Raw genomic sequence first — 15,139 nt, forward strand, 5'->3', positions numbered from 1 at the left:
TAGAAACTTATTTAATATACTTAAGGAGAATGGCGTCTCTAAGCAACGTTCAACAGTAACATTGCATTCACCTCTGTAATAGTGGTTGAACAGGGATATGAATATGCATTAAGAAAGAACCAGCCTTCATAAAGACCAGGCTGGTTCTATCGGGGTCCGGTTATGACCGGTTTTGGTGGGGCATAAGCGTGTCGAGATCCTCAAAACTCATCCCGAGCTCTGCTAATGCTTCAGCTTGCGCCAATATGTGCGATCTACTCCTGACTTGATTGAAATAATAATTAGCGCTGACTTTAGAACGCTGTCGAAGTGGGATCGAATCGGACATAGCTGCCCGACATAACAGCATCATCTCAGCGAGATTGACTGCTGCCTCATCTTTGTTCATAAATACCATGGGGTACTCAGTAACTTCATCCTCCAACTCATTTTCTGTGATGATAGCCATGGCGGCCGAATATTTAGAAAAGTCGATTCCGTTCATAGGGAATCCCTCCTGGTGGGTTGTTTGTTATCCTTATTATTCAATTGGTCAGGGCTGGATGCAAATTTAATAATGGTTAACTTGATTACCGGTTGAGGAATTTCCGTATTTCATGAGAATGTACGATACTACCCGGTTGATCTCTGGGGTACTGACAAACGGGGATACCAACCGTTTTTTGATGTTTCGATACTTGAAATACATGTCGCCTTTGCCGAGCAGCCCTTCGGCACCTGGCTCGTCAAGGACGACCATGCTTTCCCCCGTAGAGGTCACCATAAATGATATGCGAGTTGGAAGATTTGCCTTAATAGTTGGAGAAAATACCTTCGCAACGGGTCTTTGTGTGGCCAGAACCATGTGAATGCCGGCTGCGCGCGCTTCTTGGGATAATCGAATCACCATCGTCTCCAACTCTTTATCTTTAGCTGTCAACATCAAGGATGCAAACTCATCAATGACCAGAACGATGTATGCCATTTTCGGATGATCGGGTTCATCCAGCATAATCTTCGCGTTATATGCGTTGATGTTATTCACACGCATGTCCTTGAACATTTCGTATCTAGCTTCCATCTCTTCAATGACTGTAAAAATTGCGTCCTGAGCTTTATTCATGTCGGTAATGACCGGCATCATCAGATGAGGAAGGCTCTGGTAGGCTATCAACTCTACCCTTTTTGGATCTATGAACACAAATTTCAGTTCTTCGGGGGTATTCCCAAATAACAAGCTAACGATGGTGCTGTTTAAACAAACGGATTTACCCGACCCTGTCGTACCTGCAATAAGGAGGTGAGGCATTTCTGCAAGATTTGCAAAGACAGGCTTTCCATGTAGGTCGGTACCGACCGGGAAAGATAGACTCTCTTTCTTAGCCAAATATTCCTTGTGTTCAAGAAGACTCCTCAGATTTACAACATACGGGGTAGGACTCGGAACTTCAATTCCAATATGTTTCGTCCCTGGAATCGGAATCTGCATAGCGATCTTTTCCGCCTGCAGCGCCATTTGGAAATTTGCCTTGTAGGTACTGAATTTTTTCATGTTGATGTCCATCGTCTCGGGCAATAGCTCATACCGCGTGATAATCGGACCGTTTACGACATTCTTCACCTTAGCTGGTAGCTTCAAGGTATAACAGGTTGACTCGAGATCGCGGATCTGTTTATGTTGCTGCGGTGAAAGTTCCTTATCTTCTTCATCCGGAAGGAGTAACCGTGTAGGCAATTTAATAGCGTTCCAATTTGGAAATTTCCATTCGATCTTGCCGTTCTTCAATGAGATCACTGCATCAAACGTCTCGTGTTCCTTGCCTCGCTTTTTGAAGCCGGAGATAAGTGGTGTCTGCCCAGTCTCGAGCAGTTCAGCCATAATCTCTGCAGCAATCGTAACGCCAGAAATTAACTTATTGAATGTAAAGCGGCACCCTTCTGAATAACCAAGACAGCCGTAGAAGTTTCCACGGTCAACAATTTGACCTGCGGCGCACTCTGGACATTTCCCCAGATAGATTAAGGTAGTAGATCCGGAAGAATTGTTTCCCGCTTCGTGTGGTGTGTCTGCAGGTGCTTTATTTACCGGCTGTTTAGAGGGCTCGGATTGTGCTGCAGGACGCTGTGCGACTGCGGGAGTAGAAATTGGTGAAGTCTGCTGCTTTATTTTCGAATTTATAGGAGATTTTTTTGAATCAGTTTGCGTGCCTTTCGTCAGTTCGGCTTCATCCCATTCATTTAACGGCATGCGGGAAACGTTTTGTACGGATTCTTCAACAAGGGATCGCACTAGCTTCTTGATGTCCGCGACAAACTGGCTTCCCTGAGCTTTACCAGCTCCAATCTCGGAGAGATTCATCTCCCACTTTGCAGTCAATTCAGCACTTGTCAGATCGGAGTCTCCTAGGGCTTGTATCAATAGCCGGCCGAGTTTTGTTGGATAGACCAAATTGGAATTGATTTCAATGTATTTACGGGCTTTGAGTGTTTGTATGATTCCGGAGCGGGTTGCCTCAGTGCCTAGCCCATTGGATTGATTCAGTGCTTTCATCAGGTCCTTATCTTCGATCGTACGTCCGGCGCTTTTCATCAACGTAATCAAATTACCTTCCGTGTATCGTGGCGGCGCCGTTGTTTTCCCTTCACGGGTATCGGTCGAAGTAGCTGTGCCGATTTGATGCAGTGTAACAGGAGGGATTACGATATCTTCTTGCTCCTCTTCACTCGTTGCCTCTCCCCCATTGGAATAGTTGTAAACTGCTCGCCAGCCATCGCGAATGACTCGCTTCCCATTTGTTTTGAAGGAGAACCGATCGTCTATGTATGTGTGCAGTGTCGTCTTTTCGTCAATTGCTACCTCGTAATGAGCGGCTATCACTCTTCGAACGATCAAGTCATATATATTTCGCTCATCCTCGGTTAACGATTTCAGATCCGGTATCTTTTCAGTAGGCAGTAAGGCATAGTGATCCGATACCTTTTCTGCATTTACGAATCGCTTGTTACCGATTAGAGATTTTATGGGTGCTGGTACGAAGTTCCGATACGGTTCAAGTTGTCCCAGTTGTTCCAGGATGTTCTGAAGCGGAATGGCGTCATCTTCCGTGATATAATTCGAATCGGTTCGTGGATAGGTGATGAATTCGGCAAGATAGAGCGATTGCAGCGCTGCATCCGTTTGCTTCGGAGAATACTTGAACAACTTGTTCGCTTCAGTCTGGATTGACGACATGCTGAAGAGTTGTGGAGGCAATACCTCTACCTGATTGATTTCAATGCGTTCAACTTTTGCCTGCTTGCCCATACAGTGTTGTGCAAGCGCGTGCGCTTTATCCTGGTCCTCGAGCCGATCTCGATCACCAGAGTACCACTTGCCCCGATAATTTGTGCCTTGAATATTAAAGTCTGCATACACTTCCCAAAATGGCTTTGAAACGAAGTTTTCCCGCTCCAGTTCAAGCTTGACAATCAAACTGAGCAAAGAAGTTTGTACCCGGCCGACGCTGAATACGTGACCGTTGTATTTTTTCTCCTTCATTTTAATGGTGTAGGCCCGGGAGAGATTCATCCCGACAAGCCAATCCGCTTTTTGCCGCGCATCAGCTTCATAATATAGTCCGATTTTGGCTTCCTCGGGCAGCAGCTCGCTGAACGCTTTTTTAACGCCTGTCTTTGTGAGTGACTTCGCCCAAAGGCGCTTCACAGGCTTTCGATTTCCGGCTAACTTTGTAATGGTGTGAAAAATAAGAGATCCCTCCCTAGCGGGATCGCAGGCGTTAATCAGATCGGTTACTTGCGTGTCATGGACCAATGACTTGATTTTGCTAAACAGCTTCGCCTTCTCTTTTGTAACCGTATATTGGAATTGTTCCGGAATGATAGGAAGGTCTTCAAACTGCCACTTCTCGAATTTCGGATCGTACTTCTCCGGATTGTTCAGCTCTACCAAATGGCCGGCCGCCCATGCTACGAATCCTCCTTTCGGGAATTCTGGGCATGGTTCGATTTCGAAGCAGCCGTCTTTCTCTCTATGTGGGAAAGGCGCTGCCAACTTGCTTGCTTGATCTCTCTTTTCTGCGATGACGAGTTTCATATTTTGCCTCCTTTAAACAGAAAAAACACTTCACCCGTGGTTACGGTGAAGTGCTTCTCCATCCCTGACTATGTATTATCTTTCCAGTAATTATAGCACATTATGAGTCTTGTATGGTATAATTGACCTAATTTAAAGTTTAGCACCTTCGCGGAAGCACCGCCGAAGTCACAGGGAAATCCTGTGACTTTTTTTATTAATCTCATTAACTATAGGAGGAAATCAATGGGCGCACCAGCTATCGTTTTACCAGTAACCCTGTACGTTTCAAGGTGTTATGACTTTACGCAGCGAGAATCGGAAATCTACAATATTCTGATCATGAACGGTTATTCCAATAAAGAGATAGCGGATACGTTGGATATAAGCGAAAGAACCGTAAGAAACCACATCCAAAGGATGATGGAAAAGACGGGGAGCGATTCATCTAAAAAAATGATGGCGATCGGAATTCAAGCTGCTTCAATTTACGCCGTTGAAGGAGGAAGAGAATATGAATCATTTCGTGCAGAAAAGGAAGATCACCGAGCAATTTGCTGAGGGCCTTGAAGTTATCGATATTGATTCTGAAATAATACCTTGGTGCGGGCATGTTCCCCAGATATCCTCTCTCTCTCTGATCTTGAGAAAATTATATTCAGCAAATTAGGTAAGTAAAGAAGAGTGAGCTCGCGAAGAACGTGCTCACTCTTTTAATTATGGCTATGTTAATTCTTAATGTTGATTTTCAGCCAAAAATAAAACCGCCTCGTAAAGGGCGGTTTTATTAAGCTATCGTTCCTCGTTAGTGGAATAATCCGAACTCTTACCTATGGGACGTTTCACTGTAAAGTATCTTTGTACATCCCCTCATATTCATGATTTTTTTTCAATCGGTATTAATACCTCTGCTGGTTCTTCCCCATTACTGAAGAAGTTATAGTAGATTTCTATCTGGCATGCTCCATATAGTCTATGACTATAATTGTTCTCTTCCATCCATCTGAACAACTCCTCATAGCCCTCCCCTATTGAATTATTCGTACATAATATTTTGACGTACTTTGTCTCAGGTAAAGTGAAAGAGACCATACCTGGAGGATTTAGCTCCACTAATTTATCCACTTCTAAACATGCAAAATATGTTGCAATTATCCCATTACACATGCCAGGGCAAAATACAGTATCGTAACTATTAGCATTTTGTATCCGCTTTAGAGTACCTCCAAACACGCATTCTGTTCGTAATTGACGGTGCAGCAGGAACTGTCACTAATCCGCCAACCACCCCCGCGACACCTTCTAAACCGGTCTATTACGCGAATTGTGCTGCCGTAAAAGCCGCGGGCAAGGCACCGCTATACAAAGGTCAGCCCGGATATAGTACCCAGTTGGACCGTGACGGCGATGGTGTAGCCTGTGAAAATTAATTAAACAAAAAGCTATTCAACAAAAAAACGTAAAAACAGGCTGCTGGATCAAACTTGCCCGGCAGCCTTCTTTATGTCTTTTGAGCTATCGTTCTCCGTTAGCTCAACAGGCTGCCGTTAATGCTGGCAGCTGTTAATAACGCTCTTGTTCTCCGTTAGTCCATACTTTCGTCAGTTTTTCTAATTTATCGATCCAACATTAACTGAATAAAAACCCATATTTACTTTCTAAAGACTTTAATAATTCGAAGGTAATCTGACGAATACTTGCCAGTTCTACTCCATATACATCTTTACCTTCGTGATAAACATTTAATGAGTTTCCTCTGGTGAACTCAGAATAAGGGGTACTTAATTTAGAATCAACGTGAGCTCCACCGTCTTGGTTAGCTACAGTTGTAATCAGTTTCTTTCGTGTGAATTGGTTTTTCCCATCAGTTAACACATTGATACCTTCCCACCAAGTATTGAATGTAACCCACGGTCTTTCCTTTCTTTTATCACTTAAATTATCAAGAGGAGCATAGTATTCTGTACGTCCTCCACCGTCTGTTGTCGTTCTCCTCCCAGTTAAGCCAAAAGGACTGTTTGGTATTACAGTATTAAAATAGTAAATTTTGTCCTTTGTGCCTAAGTGGGTCAGTAAAGATGTAGAACTTGTAGTATCATGTAACAACACTCTAATTGTCACAGCCATTTGCTTAGCTTCAATCGCAAACCCCTTATCAAAACCTTCGCTTGAACGCCGAAGAAAATAAAGTTGCTCAGATAAGTGCTTTATATAATCAGACTCGGATAGTTTCAACGATAATCCCCCGCATACCTTTTAAGAATATTTTATAATACCCAATTAATTTATGGAATAGCAAAGTGATTCCACTATGCTGCCCGTTAGCTCAACAGTAAGCCATCAGTCGAAGTCGGGCGTTCGTATCCTTCACAGAAAACAAGCATGAAGACACCAACATGTTTTTCTTATTCGACGCTGTGTTCTCATACTGCTTGGCGTCGATATATCGGAACCACGCCAAATAATGTTCCAAATATTTGGTTGCCACCCCGTTGAAACGGTCCATCCATTTCTTCAGACGGCTACGGTAGCTGTTGACGTTCTGGATATGATAAACAACCTTTTACGCGCTGTTTCCCATCGGAATAATGGCGTATTGCCGTCGTTGTATTAATAGGCGATGAGATTGAGAAAATGAAGATACTGCTCCTCATTAAGCATTCCGTATAGCTGCCAGAAATCCAACTCATCTCTAGTGATTTTATCTGGGTTTGCGTGCCAATAATCTTGTTTGTTCATGATCTGGTAATCGTAGATGATCATATACTTTTCACCGGTTACTTGGAACATTCGGAGTTCTTCCGCTAGCTCGTCTTGGCTAATTTCAAACCAAGGCATGCTCTCATAGATACGATAGATTTTATCTCTTGTCCGGTAATATAGTTGATGCGTCACTGACGTTACAAATTGAGCCATAATTATCAGCGTTCTCCCTTCTTCTAAACAAGTTAATGTTTTAAATCTAAACAGCGCGTTTACCGAACAAATGCAGAATATTGCCCGTATATCTCATTACATCCTTCATTAACGAGCCCGTATTCTCCCCTTCGATCGGCTTAATCCGTTTACCTTCTGTGGTGAGACGATAATAAAAGGCGTTACGGCGGCGAGGATCATCCCAAGCCCCTATAACCCATCCTTCAGGCCCTTCGATAGCCCGCAGGAGCTGGTACAAGTACGCGTCATTCAGCTTCCATCGGTGTACCTGTTCCATCGTATCTAGGAACTGTTTGCCAGTCATGTTTTCCTGGTGTTCCAGCATGTCCATGAATAAATATCTCACTGTATGCTTAACGCTGATCATACGGTTCAGTAGCTTAATTTCCTCGTCATCCAACACCGGAGCGGGATGTGTAGGGTCTCCCTGAAGATAAAGTACGAAATGCTTAGTCATCTCGTACATTTTGTTCACCGTCTCAAGGTATGTGGTTTCGAACCATTTCAATTTCTGCCGGCCGGAATCCGTTAGCCCGAATGTTTTGTTGCGCTCGCGGGATTCTAGGTTAGCGATCCAGCCGAAAGACTCCATGGACTTCAGAACATCGTACATATGAGATAAAGCCCGTTTCTGGTCGAACGAGGCCAATTCAGCGTTCATCGCATCGATAAGGTCTTTGCTGCCGATTTCACCCTTTTCAAGTTGGTGAAAGACGATGAGATATAACAAGTCCACCTTGCTGATTCCAAGGCGATCCGGGGCATTTATCGCATTTTTCTTGATCGGCATTTTCCTAATTCCTCTCTTGCTGTGGCATTCTCTTCTGTACCAACTTTTTAATACACTCGAATGTCGTTCCCCGTCCGGCTAGGGTATGGCGTAGATTGTTCAATGACCCGGTAGTAATCTTTGAAGTGATTTAGGAACCGCTCCACTTCCTCGGGTGTTCCCTCAGCTCTGATTTTCAGCATGGCCATCCTCCCGTGTAACGACATTCTGGATGAGTCGGACCACATTGATACAGTCCGCAGATGCACGATGTGCGCCTACTCGATCTACATCGTAAGCATGCATTGCATCGCGCAGGCTGATCCAAGTAAAGTCTTTATGATAATGATTGTAGCTCATCATCACACGAGCAAACGTCTCCATGACGCATTCGGACATCAGGTGCGGCATCGATAATCCATGACGAATGCAATCGGCGATAATCCGGTTACGATCAAATACTTCATTATAGATCAGTAGTGTTTTCCCTTCGAGAAGGGGTTGTATGGCCCGCCATACTTCGGCCCATCCTGGGGCATTAATTAACATCTCATCAGAAATTCCGTGGACATTATTTGCTTCAGCTAATACCGGATCGAGGGGCTTTACGAGTGACTCGAAGAGAATGGTTTCGTCCAGGTCAATGATGGCGATCTCGATGATTTCCGCACCATCGCCGAAGATATTCGTTTCAACGTCGATAACGATATATTCATTTTTATGATGGAGCCAATCGGACATCCTCTGTATAGCCTGGATCTTTGTGTTATTGAGGAAGATTTCATGGCAGCAATAAGAGCATAATCCGTCTGAAAGATCCCACTTACTGCCCATTACTGATTTACAGCTTGTGCAGGTCCGATTGGCGATTTGAGCGGCTCTTGCTTTCTCAATGGCAGCCATTTGCTTATCAGTAGCCTTCTTGCGCGGAGTAGCCTCATGAACATTGTAAAGCTCTATGATTGAATTACTCGATCTTTGATAAACGGTGGCGCGGAGCGTTCCTGGAGAGAGCCCTTGGCTTCGCAGTGTCGTTTTACTCGCGTTTTCCTCCGGCACTTCCCTCCAGCCTGAAAAACGGAGAATGCCGTCATTTTTTTGTTCAGCACTCATCGCTCCCGCTCCCCTCTCCCTATAAACCCTACGTCTATATTACCAGCAGATAGGATAAGGTGTACATGGATTGGCATACTTCTACCTAGTCAACCGGCGGTATAGAACATAAAGAATGTGATGTTTTACGAAGAAGACGGATCTGCAGCAGCATCGATAAGGTTTTCGACTGCAGCAAGGTAATCAAACGGTCCTCGTCTACTCTTCTCGATGCGAATGGCATGTGCCTCGAGTTCGGATAATGGAATACTTTTCGATCCACGCAAGCCCGTTTCTCTCCGATTCCAATAAACTAGAAACGTATTGATCGGCATCAAATAGAATTGGTCCAATTCGGTAAACCAGAACAGGAAGAAACAGATTGCACCGTTACTCTCATGCCGTATCAGCCGCTCTACCTGGTGCTCTTCCACAATGTTCAACGGAAGAGACGTACTTATCTTGGTTGATTTTGCGTCGAACCAGATCGGGGACCCTCGGTAGGTCCCGGTGTAATCCACTGAGCTTTTTTTTGCGTAATAACCGTCTTTAATTCGTGATCCCTCCATACGGAGGACCGTAACCGGCGTCGGAATCTTCTCGATGGTGGCAATTCCTTTCGCTTCATAGGTTTGATTCACCCACTCGATCAACTCTTCAAAAGCCATCCCGCGGCCGCCGTAATTTACTACCGCTCTACGCGGTTGCTGGTTTCTCATCATATCTCACCTCTCCCCTATATTGTCGAGGAACTGGCGTACGGCCGGCAAGTTTGAAACACCCCTGTTTTTAATATGAACTTCTGAAAAATAGCCCATAGCATGGTACTGGAATGATAATAATCAAATAAGGAGGAAAAACCTGCCTTACAGCGAAAACGGATGCATAGCACAAGAATTCACTTTCATTGGAGGAGTCTTATATGTCTTATCTTAGTCTTAATATTATTGGTTTATCTCATCTATTTGTTAATGGACAGTTTGATATTATTAGAAGGTTCACCGCTGATATGGAAAATTCCATAAGAGATAAAGAAATAAAAATGATGGAATATGAAGAAATGAAGGTACAATTAACTCAACAAGAAATAGATGAGTTCTGGGCCTTCCATATTGGTGATCACAATGACATTAATCAAGAGTACCCGATTTTGTTAAGAAGCAATACTTTAACCAGCGCTTACAGTTACTTCGAGAAAGCGTTAATCGAAAATCATGAAATGCTAGCAGGTGCTGTTACTGCAGCTGCCCTTTTTCCAAATGTAACGAATTTAAAGAGTAGTTCAATTAAGAGTATGAATGTTAGCATTATTGAAAAAATGAAGAAGTGTTTTACGGACATCTCCTTTCCATTCCCAAGTGGGGTAGAGTGGGATAGAATATTACTTTATAAAGACATTAGGAACAACATAGTTCATAATGGTGGGATCATTAATAATCCTTCAGATCCAGCAGATAAAGCTATAATTGCAATTAATAATTTGGATTATGTGGATGTCTTCCCTGCTTCTGGACGAATATTTTTCGTTGAAGAATTCTCTGATGAAGTAATTGATACTATGCTTGGTTTTTACGAAAATTTCTTTCAAGAAATTCGCAACTATAAGCAAACGTATAATCTTTAGCAGCCTACAAGGCTGCTTTTTATTTTCATTAAACATACTGACCATCCATCTATTTGTAGCCTCTTTGTATCAGATGGGGTAGAGGCTGTACAACTGCTGAAGGACTATAAGCGGTGTAGAGCACTAGTCGCTACGCTCAAAAAAACACGAGGTTCGCATGCTTATCAACAGCCTCCACTCAACTCGAATTCCTCCCATCACACAACGTGTTAAGTGGAACAATGTGTCCCGCTCCTCCCTCACTTCGTCGGCCGACCGCCCTTTCCTTCCCCTTTTACCCGGTTTTGGTCCTGATTGCGCTAAGTCCGTGTCTAGTTACTCCCTTCAGATCTCCTCCTAGATCCGAGTCTAGTTCTGCATTTCGTTGGTGGGGGTGGGCGCGCGCGGCGCGACGAGAGGATGCCGGCGGTCCGACTAAAAATAGAAGAATTCTGCAACGGAATCTAAACCCGGGTTGGAAAGGGTAACCGAAAAACACACAGGCAAATTACGTAAAAGTGCGATCGAAAGAAGCATCCGGATGGCAGGAAAGGAGAAGGCAGCATGGATAGGAACGATGCGTTGTTCCACTTAACACGTTGTTTGTTGTGTGGAATATAGGAGCGGGTTCGGACTGCGATTTGGAGGTTTGTTGCGTAACGCTGAATGATGCCGCGTTACGCAACGTTATTCCACGTAACGCAACATTATTGTGGTTTATTCAGTCGTGGCGCGGGTTCTCTTGTTTCTATCCCGCATGAAATGAGGCTGCTACCGACGACACCTAAACCGGTTTATTTTCTGCGAATTGCGCTGCCGTAAAAAGCCGCGGGCAAGGCACCGTTATACAAAGGTCAGCCTGGCTATAGTACCCAGTTAGACCGTGACGGCGATGGTGTAGCCTGTGTAATTATCGCATCCCATGTCACGAATTTCTTCAGCAGCTCGCCCGCCTATTTTCTTAAGCATTTGCTGCAGTGCACTCCCTCGATTGACTCTTTCCCCATATCCTTTCCAAATTTTATTTATTACTCATTGTTTCTTAACCGTCTGCATTTTATTTTTCAGCTCAGATACAGCCCGCCTTATATCCTTTATTGTCCTCGTCAAACCGTCTGCCTTTTGGTTAAACTCTTCCGTTGCCTTGGTGAATTTCGGTAATTTGTCCTCCGTCATAATGTACCTCCTCCATGAGTTTTATCTACTTCAGCCTCCACAACGCCGCGTCATATGTATCAATTGGTTAACCAAGCTATAAAATGTTCAATTCTAGCGATGCTACAAATCAAGTATATGTCTTGCTTGATTCACGTCACCTTTTACATAGCGGGATAGTCTATTTGCTATACTTTCAGTTACCTTGCCGTGTTCGATTCGGACACCTTTTGACTTTGCGTATCGATCTAGTTTCGCCAGTGATCGTATATCATCCCATACATTTACTGAGACTCCATTGTTAAAGTGAACCATGTACTCCATAACGACTTTTGCATGGCTTACTTTTCCATAAGTCACTTTATAATGGCCGCCCGTCGTTATCCTTTCCGCCCTCTCCCAACTGATACTTTGATGCATCCAGGGCTTTACACGGATGACACCCGACTCATTCGTTGCTGTAAAGAAGAAGAACGAACTAACGAATATGACGGCTGTTGCCAGTATAAAAGTTCGTAGTACTTTCTTTCCGAAATTGTTTAAACTCAGTAGTCGGGATCTAATTAAGAAGATAGAAAGGACTACAAGCAGCAACGTTGTTTTACTTATAGGAGCAAATGGTGCATTAAATGTGAGGTAACCAAAATAACGCTAAACCAGTAAATATAATCCGTCTACTAAGAGATATAGCAGAATTGCAAATAACGTATAAAGTATCACTTTCCTTGGCAACATGTTCCCCTCTCTCTTTTAGCATTCAAGATTTATTTAAATACAACTCTAGTGGTTCTATGTTTATTCGATTTCATTCCTCCGCCAAGCTTGGATCTGCTGGTACAACTCAATTGCCCTTTGAAACGATTGTATCCATGTCATTGCGAACCGGCTTCTAGCAATCTTCTTACGACGTCGGATTATGAGGTTTGATATAATGGCCGGAAGCCAAAATAGAGTGGCCAAGATCGTGAAGCTTACTATTCCTTGCAAAGAATTTAGAAATTCTGACCAGGCTTGATCCCTTGCGTCCACGCATTTGATGCGAGCTTCAATCAACCACTTCCAAGATAGCATGAATCCCCATACCAAATAGCAGGCTCCGCTCCAGAGGATAATCTTTAATGCTGTATCCCACATGTCTTCCCCTTTCTGGACAAATCTCTGAGCAGTTGGTCCGTTTATTCATGGTCAAATAATCGATAAGCATCTTCCGAAATTTTCTTAGATATATCTCCAGCTTTCTGAGCCGCGTTTCCCACGACCTTATTCGCTTCTGTTAAACCCTTCCGTACATCGACATCAGGTTTTAGTGCTGCCACTTTCTGTTTGAGTTCTTCCGTTGAGGGAACAAGCGACTTTATCCCTTGCACAATCTTGATGGATTCCCCGACTGTTATAGGACGATCCAAGTTTGGGATAAGACCAATTTCATCCACTTTCCGCGCAATATATGAATCTTCCTCTACACCGAGGGCAAGTAGGGTCAAGCTGTGAATCTGTTCGTTGTTTATTAATTCACCATTCGGCTCTCTATTCATTAGAGCCTGTATGATCTGCTGCGTATTCTCATCCTTGCTGACTTCATAGATTTTATATCCCGTCATCAGCAATCGCGCTTCTGGATATAGCGTGAAAAGAAGTAGTTTAGCAAATTCTCCTTCTGTGGTAGGCACTGCTAACTGGGAAGATGTCTTCGTAATTCCCGCTTCTGCTAAGTTCTTTATCATGCTGTCAGCAACTGCAGGTTCCAATCCGGCATATGTTTCGGGGTTCCATACATGTCGTTTCGCCTTTTGTGCTTCTCGCTGCAGTTCTTCAAAGTACGGTGCCCAGGTGGTGTTCGGAGCAATTGTCATGACGCGCGCGTACCCCTCTGAAGCCAGAGTTGCGTTGAAAAACTCCCCGTTTACAAGGTGAACATACGCCAACATCCTCCCATATGGATCATCTGTTTTATCGTGAGTCACGTAGACTGTCTGGCCAAGTAAACGGCTCTTAGTGAATGCGGAAGCCGCCTTCCCGCCCGGCTCGATTCCAGCCTCTTTCGTGGACTCCGGAGTATTCACTCCAATAAGCCTTACCCTCTTCGTTGCTCCAGATTCGAATTGGACATCGCAAGTATCCCCATCGGCGCAATACTTTACCTTCCCCTTCTGGTAGGGCTTAGTGCTAATCGAAATTGTCTGGGTATTCTTGTCGTAGCCAATAAGGGTACCAAAGCTTTCGCTTACAAATCGGAGCGGGATGTAGGTGCTCTCTTCAATTATCTGGCCGGCTGATTCCATCATTATGTGTTTTCCATTCAATACTGCCCTATTCTCGCCCGGCTTCATTATCAGGCGTGTTCCTTTCTTTTCTGCGAGAACTGTTTCATGTTCCGCATCCCATTTCACCGTAATCCCCATAGCCTCTAAGACGGATCGGAGCGGGACCAACGTGGATCCGTTCTTAATAACCGATCGCTTCGACAACTTTACCCGCTTACCATTCAAATAAATGGGAGTATCGACCTTTTGAAAAGTATCGTCCACTGCTCCTGAATTCACCACGGCGGACTGTGCAGGGTTCTTACTGGAACTGTCCACTATCGCTTTTTTGACCGAATTTAGCTTAGCGCTGCTCGCTAGTTGCTCGTCTGCTTTACCCGCACCACCAGACGGAAAATAGAGTGTATAACTTGCTGCAACAAGGGCGATCCCTACTGCAATCACAGCAATCCGTTTCAATATCTTCCCTCCTTGAACGCAAAAATGCACGTACCTGTCCCATTGGAACGTGTACGTGCTTCGACACGATAAATTGTTTGTATTTTCTTTTATTATACCAATGAACGAAACTTTCAGGAAGTATTAATAGTAATCTCCCAAACTGAGCAATCCTCCTAGAATCCCCAATTTAATACGGATGTAGCAATAATCCAAGCCTTGACCCTCTGTTTCTCCATTCTGGGTCTTGGGACATCAGCACGACATTAGTTAAACGGTAATGCTGGGTTAAAACGTACGGGGCTAAATCCCGCTCCACCTTCGATTTTCCGTCGATACCAAACGAGTTCAGCTGTATCTCGTCTACTGGTATGATTTCCAGGCGCTTCGGATAGTTTATTTGCGCGTCATGAATGCTTTGGATTAAGGTGTTGGCTGCGATGCCGGTATGTGGTTTCTTCCGGAGATCATCTAGCTCCTTCATTACCGGCTCGCTGACCAGCATTTTCCCACCGTCATTTTGAAAAATCAGGTGCAGGTAGTTGAATATCTGCTCATGGTACTTTAATAAGAATTGGGCATCGACAGCGAGTGAATGCCCTGTTTCCAGATATGTAGCCAACACATCGTATACCATATTAGTAGAAAGCGACTTCTTGGTTTCAATCATGTCCGGGGGCAAAAGGTTATTCCTCTGTCGCGGCATACGGGGGACAAATAAAGACAACTCCCACAAAAGTAGGATTATTTTTAATAGAGCAAATAATACGATCAACCGCCATGCAGCGGAAATTAGTGAAATATCTGACATACGATGAGCCCCCTTCTAT

Annotated in this window: 14 protein-coding genes and 2 pseudogenes; 4 read left to right on the plus strand and 12 right to left on the minus strand. The window is 44.1% G+C overall.

Going from position 1 to position 15,139, the window contains the following annotated elements:
- Window positions 1-160 precede the first annotated feature (160 nt).
- Window positions 161-484, minus strand: coding sequence for a hypothetical protein (locus tag AC0YNS_RS26670; protein ID WP_475783970.1), 324 nt, complete (start codon window positions 482-484; stop codon window positions 161-163).
- A 66-nt stretch (window positions 485-550) separates the two neighbouring features.
- Window positions 551-4,072, minus strand: coding sequence for a DNA topoisomerase 3 (locus tag AC0YNS_RS26675; RefSeq protein WP_475783971.1), 3,522 nt, complete (start codon window positions 4,070-4,072; stop codon window positions 551-553).
- A gap of 225 nt (window positions 4,073-4,297) precedes the next feature.
- Here AC0YNS_RS26675 and AC0YNS_RS26680 point away from each other — a divergent pair, with 225 nt between their 5' ends.
- Window positions 4,298-4,612: a helix-turn-helix domain-containing protein gene (locus tag AC0YNS_RS26680; RefSeq protein ID WP_475783972.1), complete on the plus strand. Its 315-nt coding sequence runs from the start codon at window positions 4,298-4,300 to the stop codon at window positions 4,610-4,612.
- A 315-nt stretch (window positions 4,613-4,927) separates the two neighbouring features.
- Here the strand turns inward: AC0YNS_RS26680 and AC0YNS_RS26685 are convergent, their stop codons facing one another.
- Window positions 4,928-5,218, minus strand: coding sequence for a GyrI-like domain-containing protein (locus AC0YNS_RS26685; RefSeq protein ID WP_475784040.1), 291 nt, complete (start codon window positions 5,216-5,218; stop codon window positions 4,928-4,930).
- 146 nt (window positions 5,219-5,364) lie between these two features.
- Here AC0YNS_RS26685 and AC0YNS_RS26690 point away from each other — a divergent pair.
- Window positions 5,365-5,481 (plus strand): annotated as a pseudogene (locus AC0YNS_RS26690) (excalibur calcium-binding domain-containing protein); the annotation flags it as partial.
- 199 nt (window positions 5,482-5,680) lie between these two features.
- On the opposite strand, the gene AC0YNS_RS26695 reads toward AC0YNS_RS26690, so the two are convergent.
- From AC0YNS_RS26695 to AC0YNS_RS26720, 6 genes are all read right to left on the minus strand, one after another.
- A complete protein-coding gene (locus tag AC0YNS_RS26695; RefSeq protein WP_475783973.1) occupies window positions 5,681-6,286 on the minus strand; it encodes a hypothetical protein in 606 nt (201 codons plus the stop codon).
- Window positions 6,287-6,661: 375 nt separating this feature from the next.
- Window positions 6,662-6,967, minus strand: a complete 306-nt coding sequence (locus AC0YNS_RS26700; RefSeq protein ID WP_475783974.1) for a hypothetical protein — start codon at window positions 6,965-6,967, stop codon at window positions 6,662-6,664.
- A gap of 46 nt (window positions 6,968-7,013) precedes the next feature.
- Window positions 7,014-7,778, minus strand: a complete 765-nt coding sequence (locus AC0YNS_RS26705; protein WP_475783975.1) for a hypothetical protein — start codon at window positions 7,776-7,778, stop codon at window positions 7,014-7,016.
- Between the two features lie 47 nt (window positions 7,779-7,825).
- On the minus strand, window positions 7,826-7,960 hold the full coding sequence (locus AC0YNS_RS26710; RefSeq protein ID WP_475783976.1) for a DUF3970 family protein: 135 nt from the start codon (window positions 7,958-7,960) through the stop codon (window positions 7,826-7,828).
- Complete coding sequence (locus tag AC0YNS_RS26715; protein ID WP_475783977.1) at window positions 7,941-8,870, minus strand: exonuclease domain-containing protein; 930 nt, start codon at window positions 8,868-8,870, stop codon at window positions 7,941-7,943. Before AC0YNS_RS26715 ends, AC0YNS_RS26710 begins: the two co-directional genes overlap by 20 nt.
- Before the next feature lie 125 nt (window positions 8,871-8,995).
- On the minus strand, window positions 8,996-9,571 hold the full coding sequence (locus AC0YNS_RS26720; RefSeq protein ID WP_475783978.1) for a Holliday junction resolvase RecU: 576 nt from the start codon (window positions 9,569-9,571) through the stop codon (window positions 8,996-8,998).
- Between the two features lie 200 nt (window positions 9,572-9,771).
- On the opposite strand from AC0YNS_RS26720, the gene AC0YNS_RS26725 reads away from it, so the two are divergent.
- Both AC0YNS_RS26725 and AC0YNS_RS26730 read left to right on the plus strand, forming a co-directional pair.
- The gene (locus AC0YNS_RS26725) at window positions 9,772-10,473 is read left to right on the plus strand and encodes a hypothetical protein (RefSeq protein ID WP_475783979.1); all 702 of its coding nucleotides are present in this window, start codon (window positions 9,772-9,774) and stop codon (window positions 10,471-10,473) included.
- 785 nt (window positions 10,474-11,258) lie between these two features.
- Window positions 11,259-11,358: pseudogene (locus AC0YNS_RS26730) on the plus strand (excalibur calcium-binding domain-containing protein); the annotation flags it as partial.
- A gap of 126 nt (window positions 11,359-11,484) precedes the next feature.
- Here AC0YNS_RS26730 and AC0YNS_RS26735 read toward each other — a convergent pair.
- From AC0YNS_RS26735 to AC0YNS_RS26745, 3 genes are all read right to left on the minus strand, one after another.
- On the minus strand, window positions 11,485-11,628 hold the full coding sequence (locus AC0YNS_RS26735) for a hypothetical protein (RefSeq protein ID WP_475783980.1): 144 nt from the start codon (window positions 11,626-11,628) through the stop codon (window positions 11,485-11,487).
- Window positions 11,629-12,782: 1,154 nt separating this feature from the next.
- Window positions 12,783-14,330, minus strand: a complete 1,548-nt coding sequence (locus AC0YNS_RS26740) for a stalk domain-containing protein (protein WP_475783981.1) — start codon at window positions 14,328-14,330, stop codon at window positions 12,783-12,785.
- A 169-nt stretch (window positions 14,331-14,499) separates the two neighbouring features.
- The gene (locus AC0YNS_RS26745; RefSeq protein ID WP_475783982.1) at window positions 14,500-15,120 is read right to left on the minus strand and encodes a hypothetical protein; all 621 of its coding nucleotides are present in this window, start codon (window positions 15,118-15,120) and stop codon (window positions 14,500-14,502) included.
- Window positions 15,121-15,139 lie beyond the last annotated feature (19 nt).

This window comes from Paenibacillus sp. J22FR21 (genome assembly GCF_056269135.1).

Coding starts and splice junctions, on each gene's coding strand:
- AC0YNS_RS26680 (WP_475783972.1), top strand. CDS start 4,298: ATGGGCGCACCAGCTATCGTTTTACCAGTAACCCTGTACGTTTCAAGG.
- AC0YNS_RS26715 (WP_475783977.1), bottom strand. CDS start 8,870: ATGAGTGCTGAACAAAAAAATGACGGCATTCTCCGTTTTTCAGGCTGG.
- AC0YNS_RS26685 (WP_475784040.1), bottom strand. CDS start 5,218: ATGTGTAATGGGATAATTGCAACATATTTTGCATGTTTAGAAGTGGAT.
- AC0YNS_RS26675 (WP_475783971.1), bottom strand. CDS start 4,072: ATGAAACTCGTCATCGCAGAAAAGAGAGATCAAGCAAGCAAGTTGGCA.
- AC0YNS_RS26720 (WP_475783978.1), bottom strand. CDS start 9,571: ATGATGAGAAACCAGCAACCGCGTAGAGCGGTAGTAAATTACGGCGGC.
- AC0YNS_RS26705 (WP_475783975.1), bottom strand. CDS start 7,778: ATGCCGATCAAGAAAAATGCGATAAATGCCCCGGATCGCCTTGGAATC.
- AC0YNS_RS26735 (WP_475783980.1), bottom strand. CDS start 11,628: ATGACGGAGGACAAATTACCGAAATTCACCAAGGCAACGGAAGAGTTT.
- AC0YNS_RS26700 (WP_475783974.1), bottom strand. CDS start 6,967: ATGGCTCAATTTGTAACGTCAGTGACGCATCAACTATATTACCGGACA.
- AC0YNS_RS26710 (WP_475783976.1), bottom strand. CDS start 7,960: ATGCTGAAAATCAGAGCTGAGGGAACACCCGAGGAAGTGGAGCGGTTC.
- AC0YNS_RS26745 (WP_475783982.1), bottom strand. CDS start 15,120: ATGTCAGATATTTCACTAATTTCCGCTGCATGGCGGTTGATCGTATTA.
- AC0YNS_RS26725 (WP_475783979.1), top strand. CDS start 9,772: ATGTCTTATCTTAGTCTTAATATTATTGGTTTATCTCATCTATTTGTT.
- AC0YNS_RS26670 (WP_475783970.1), bottom strand. CDS start 484: ATGAACGGAATCGACTTTTCTAAATATTCGGCCGCCATGGCTATCATC.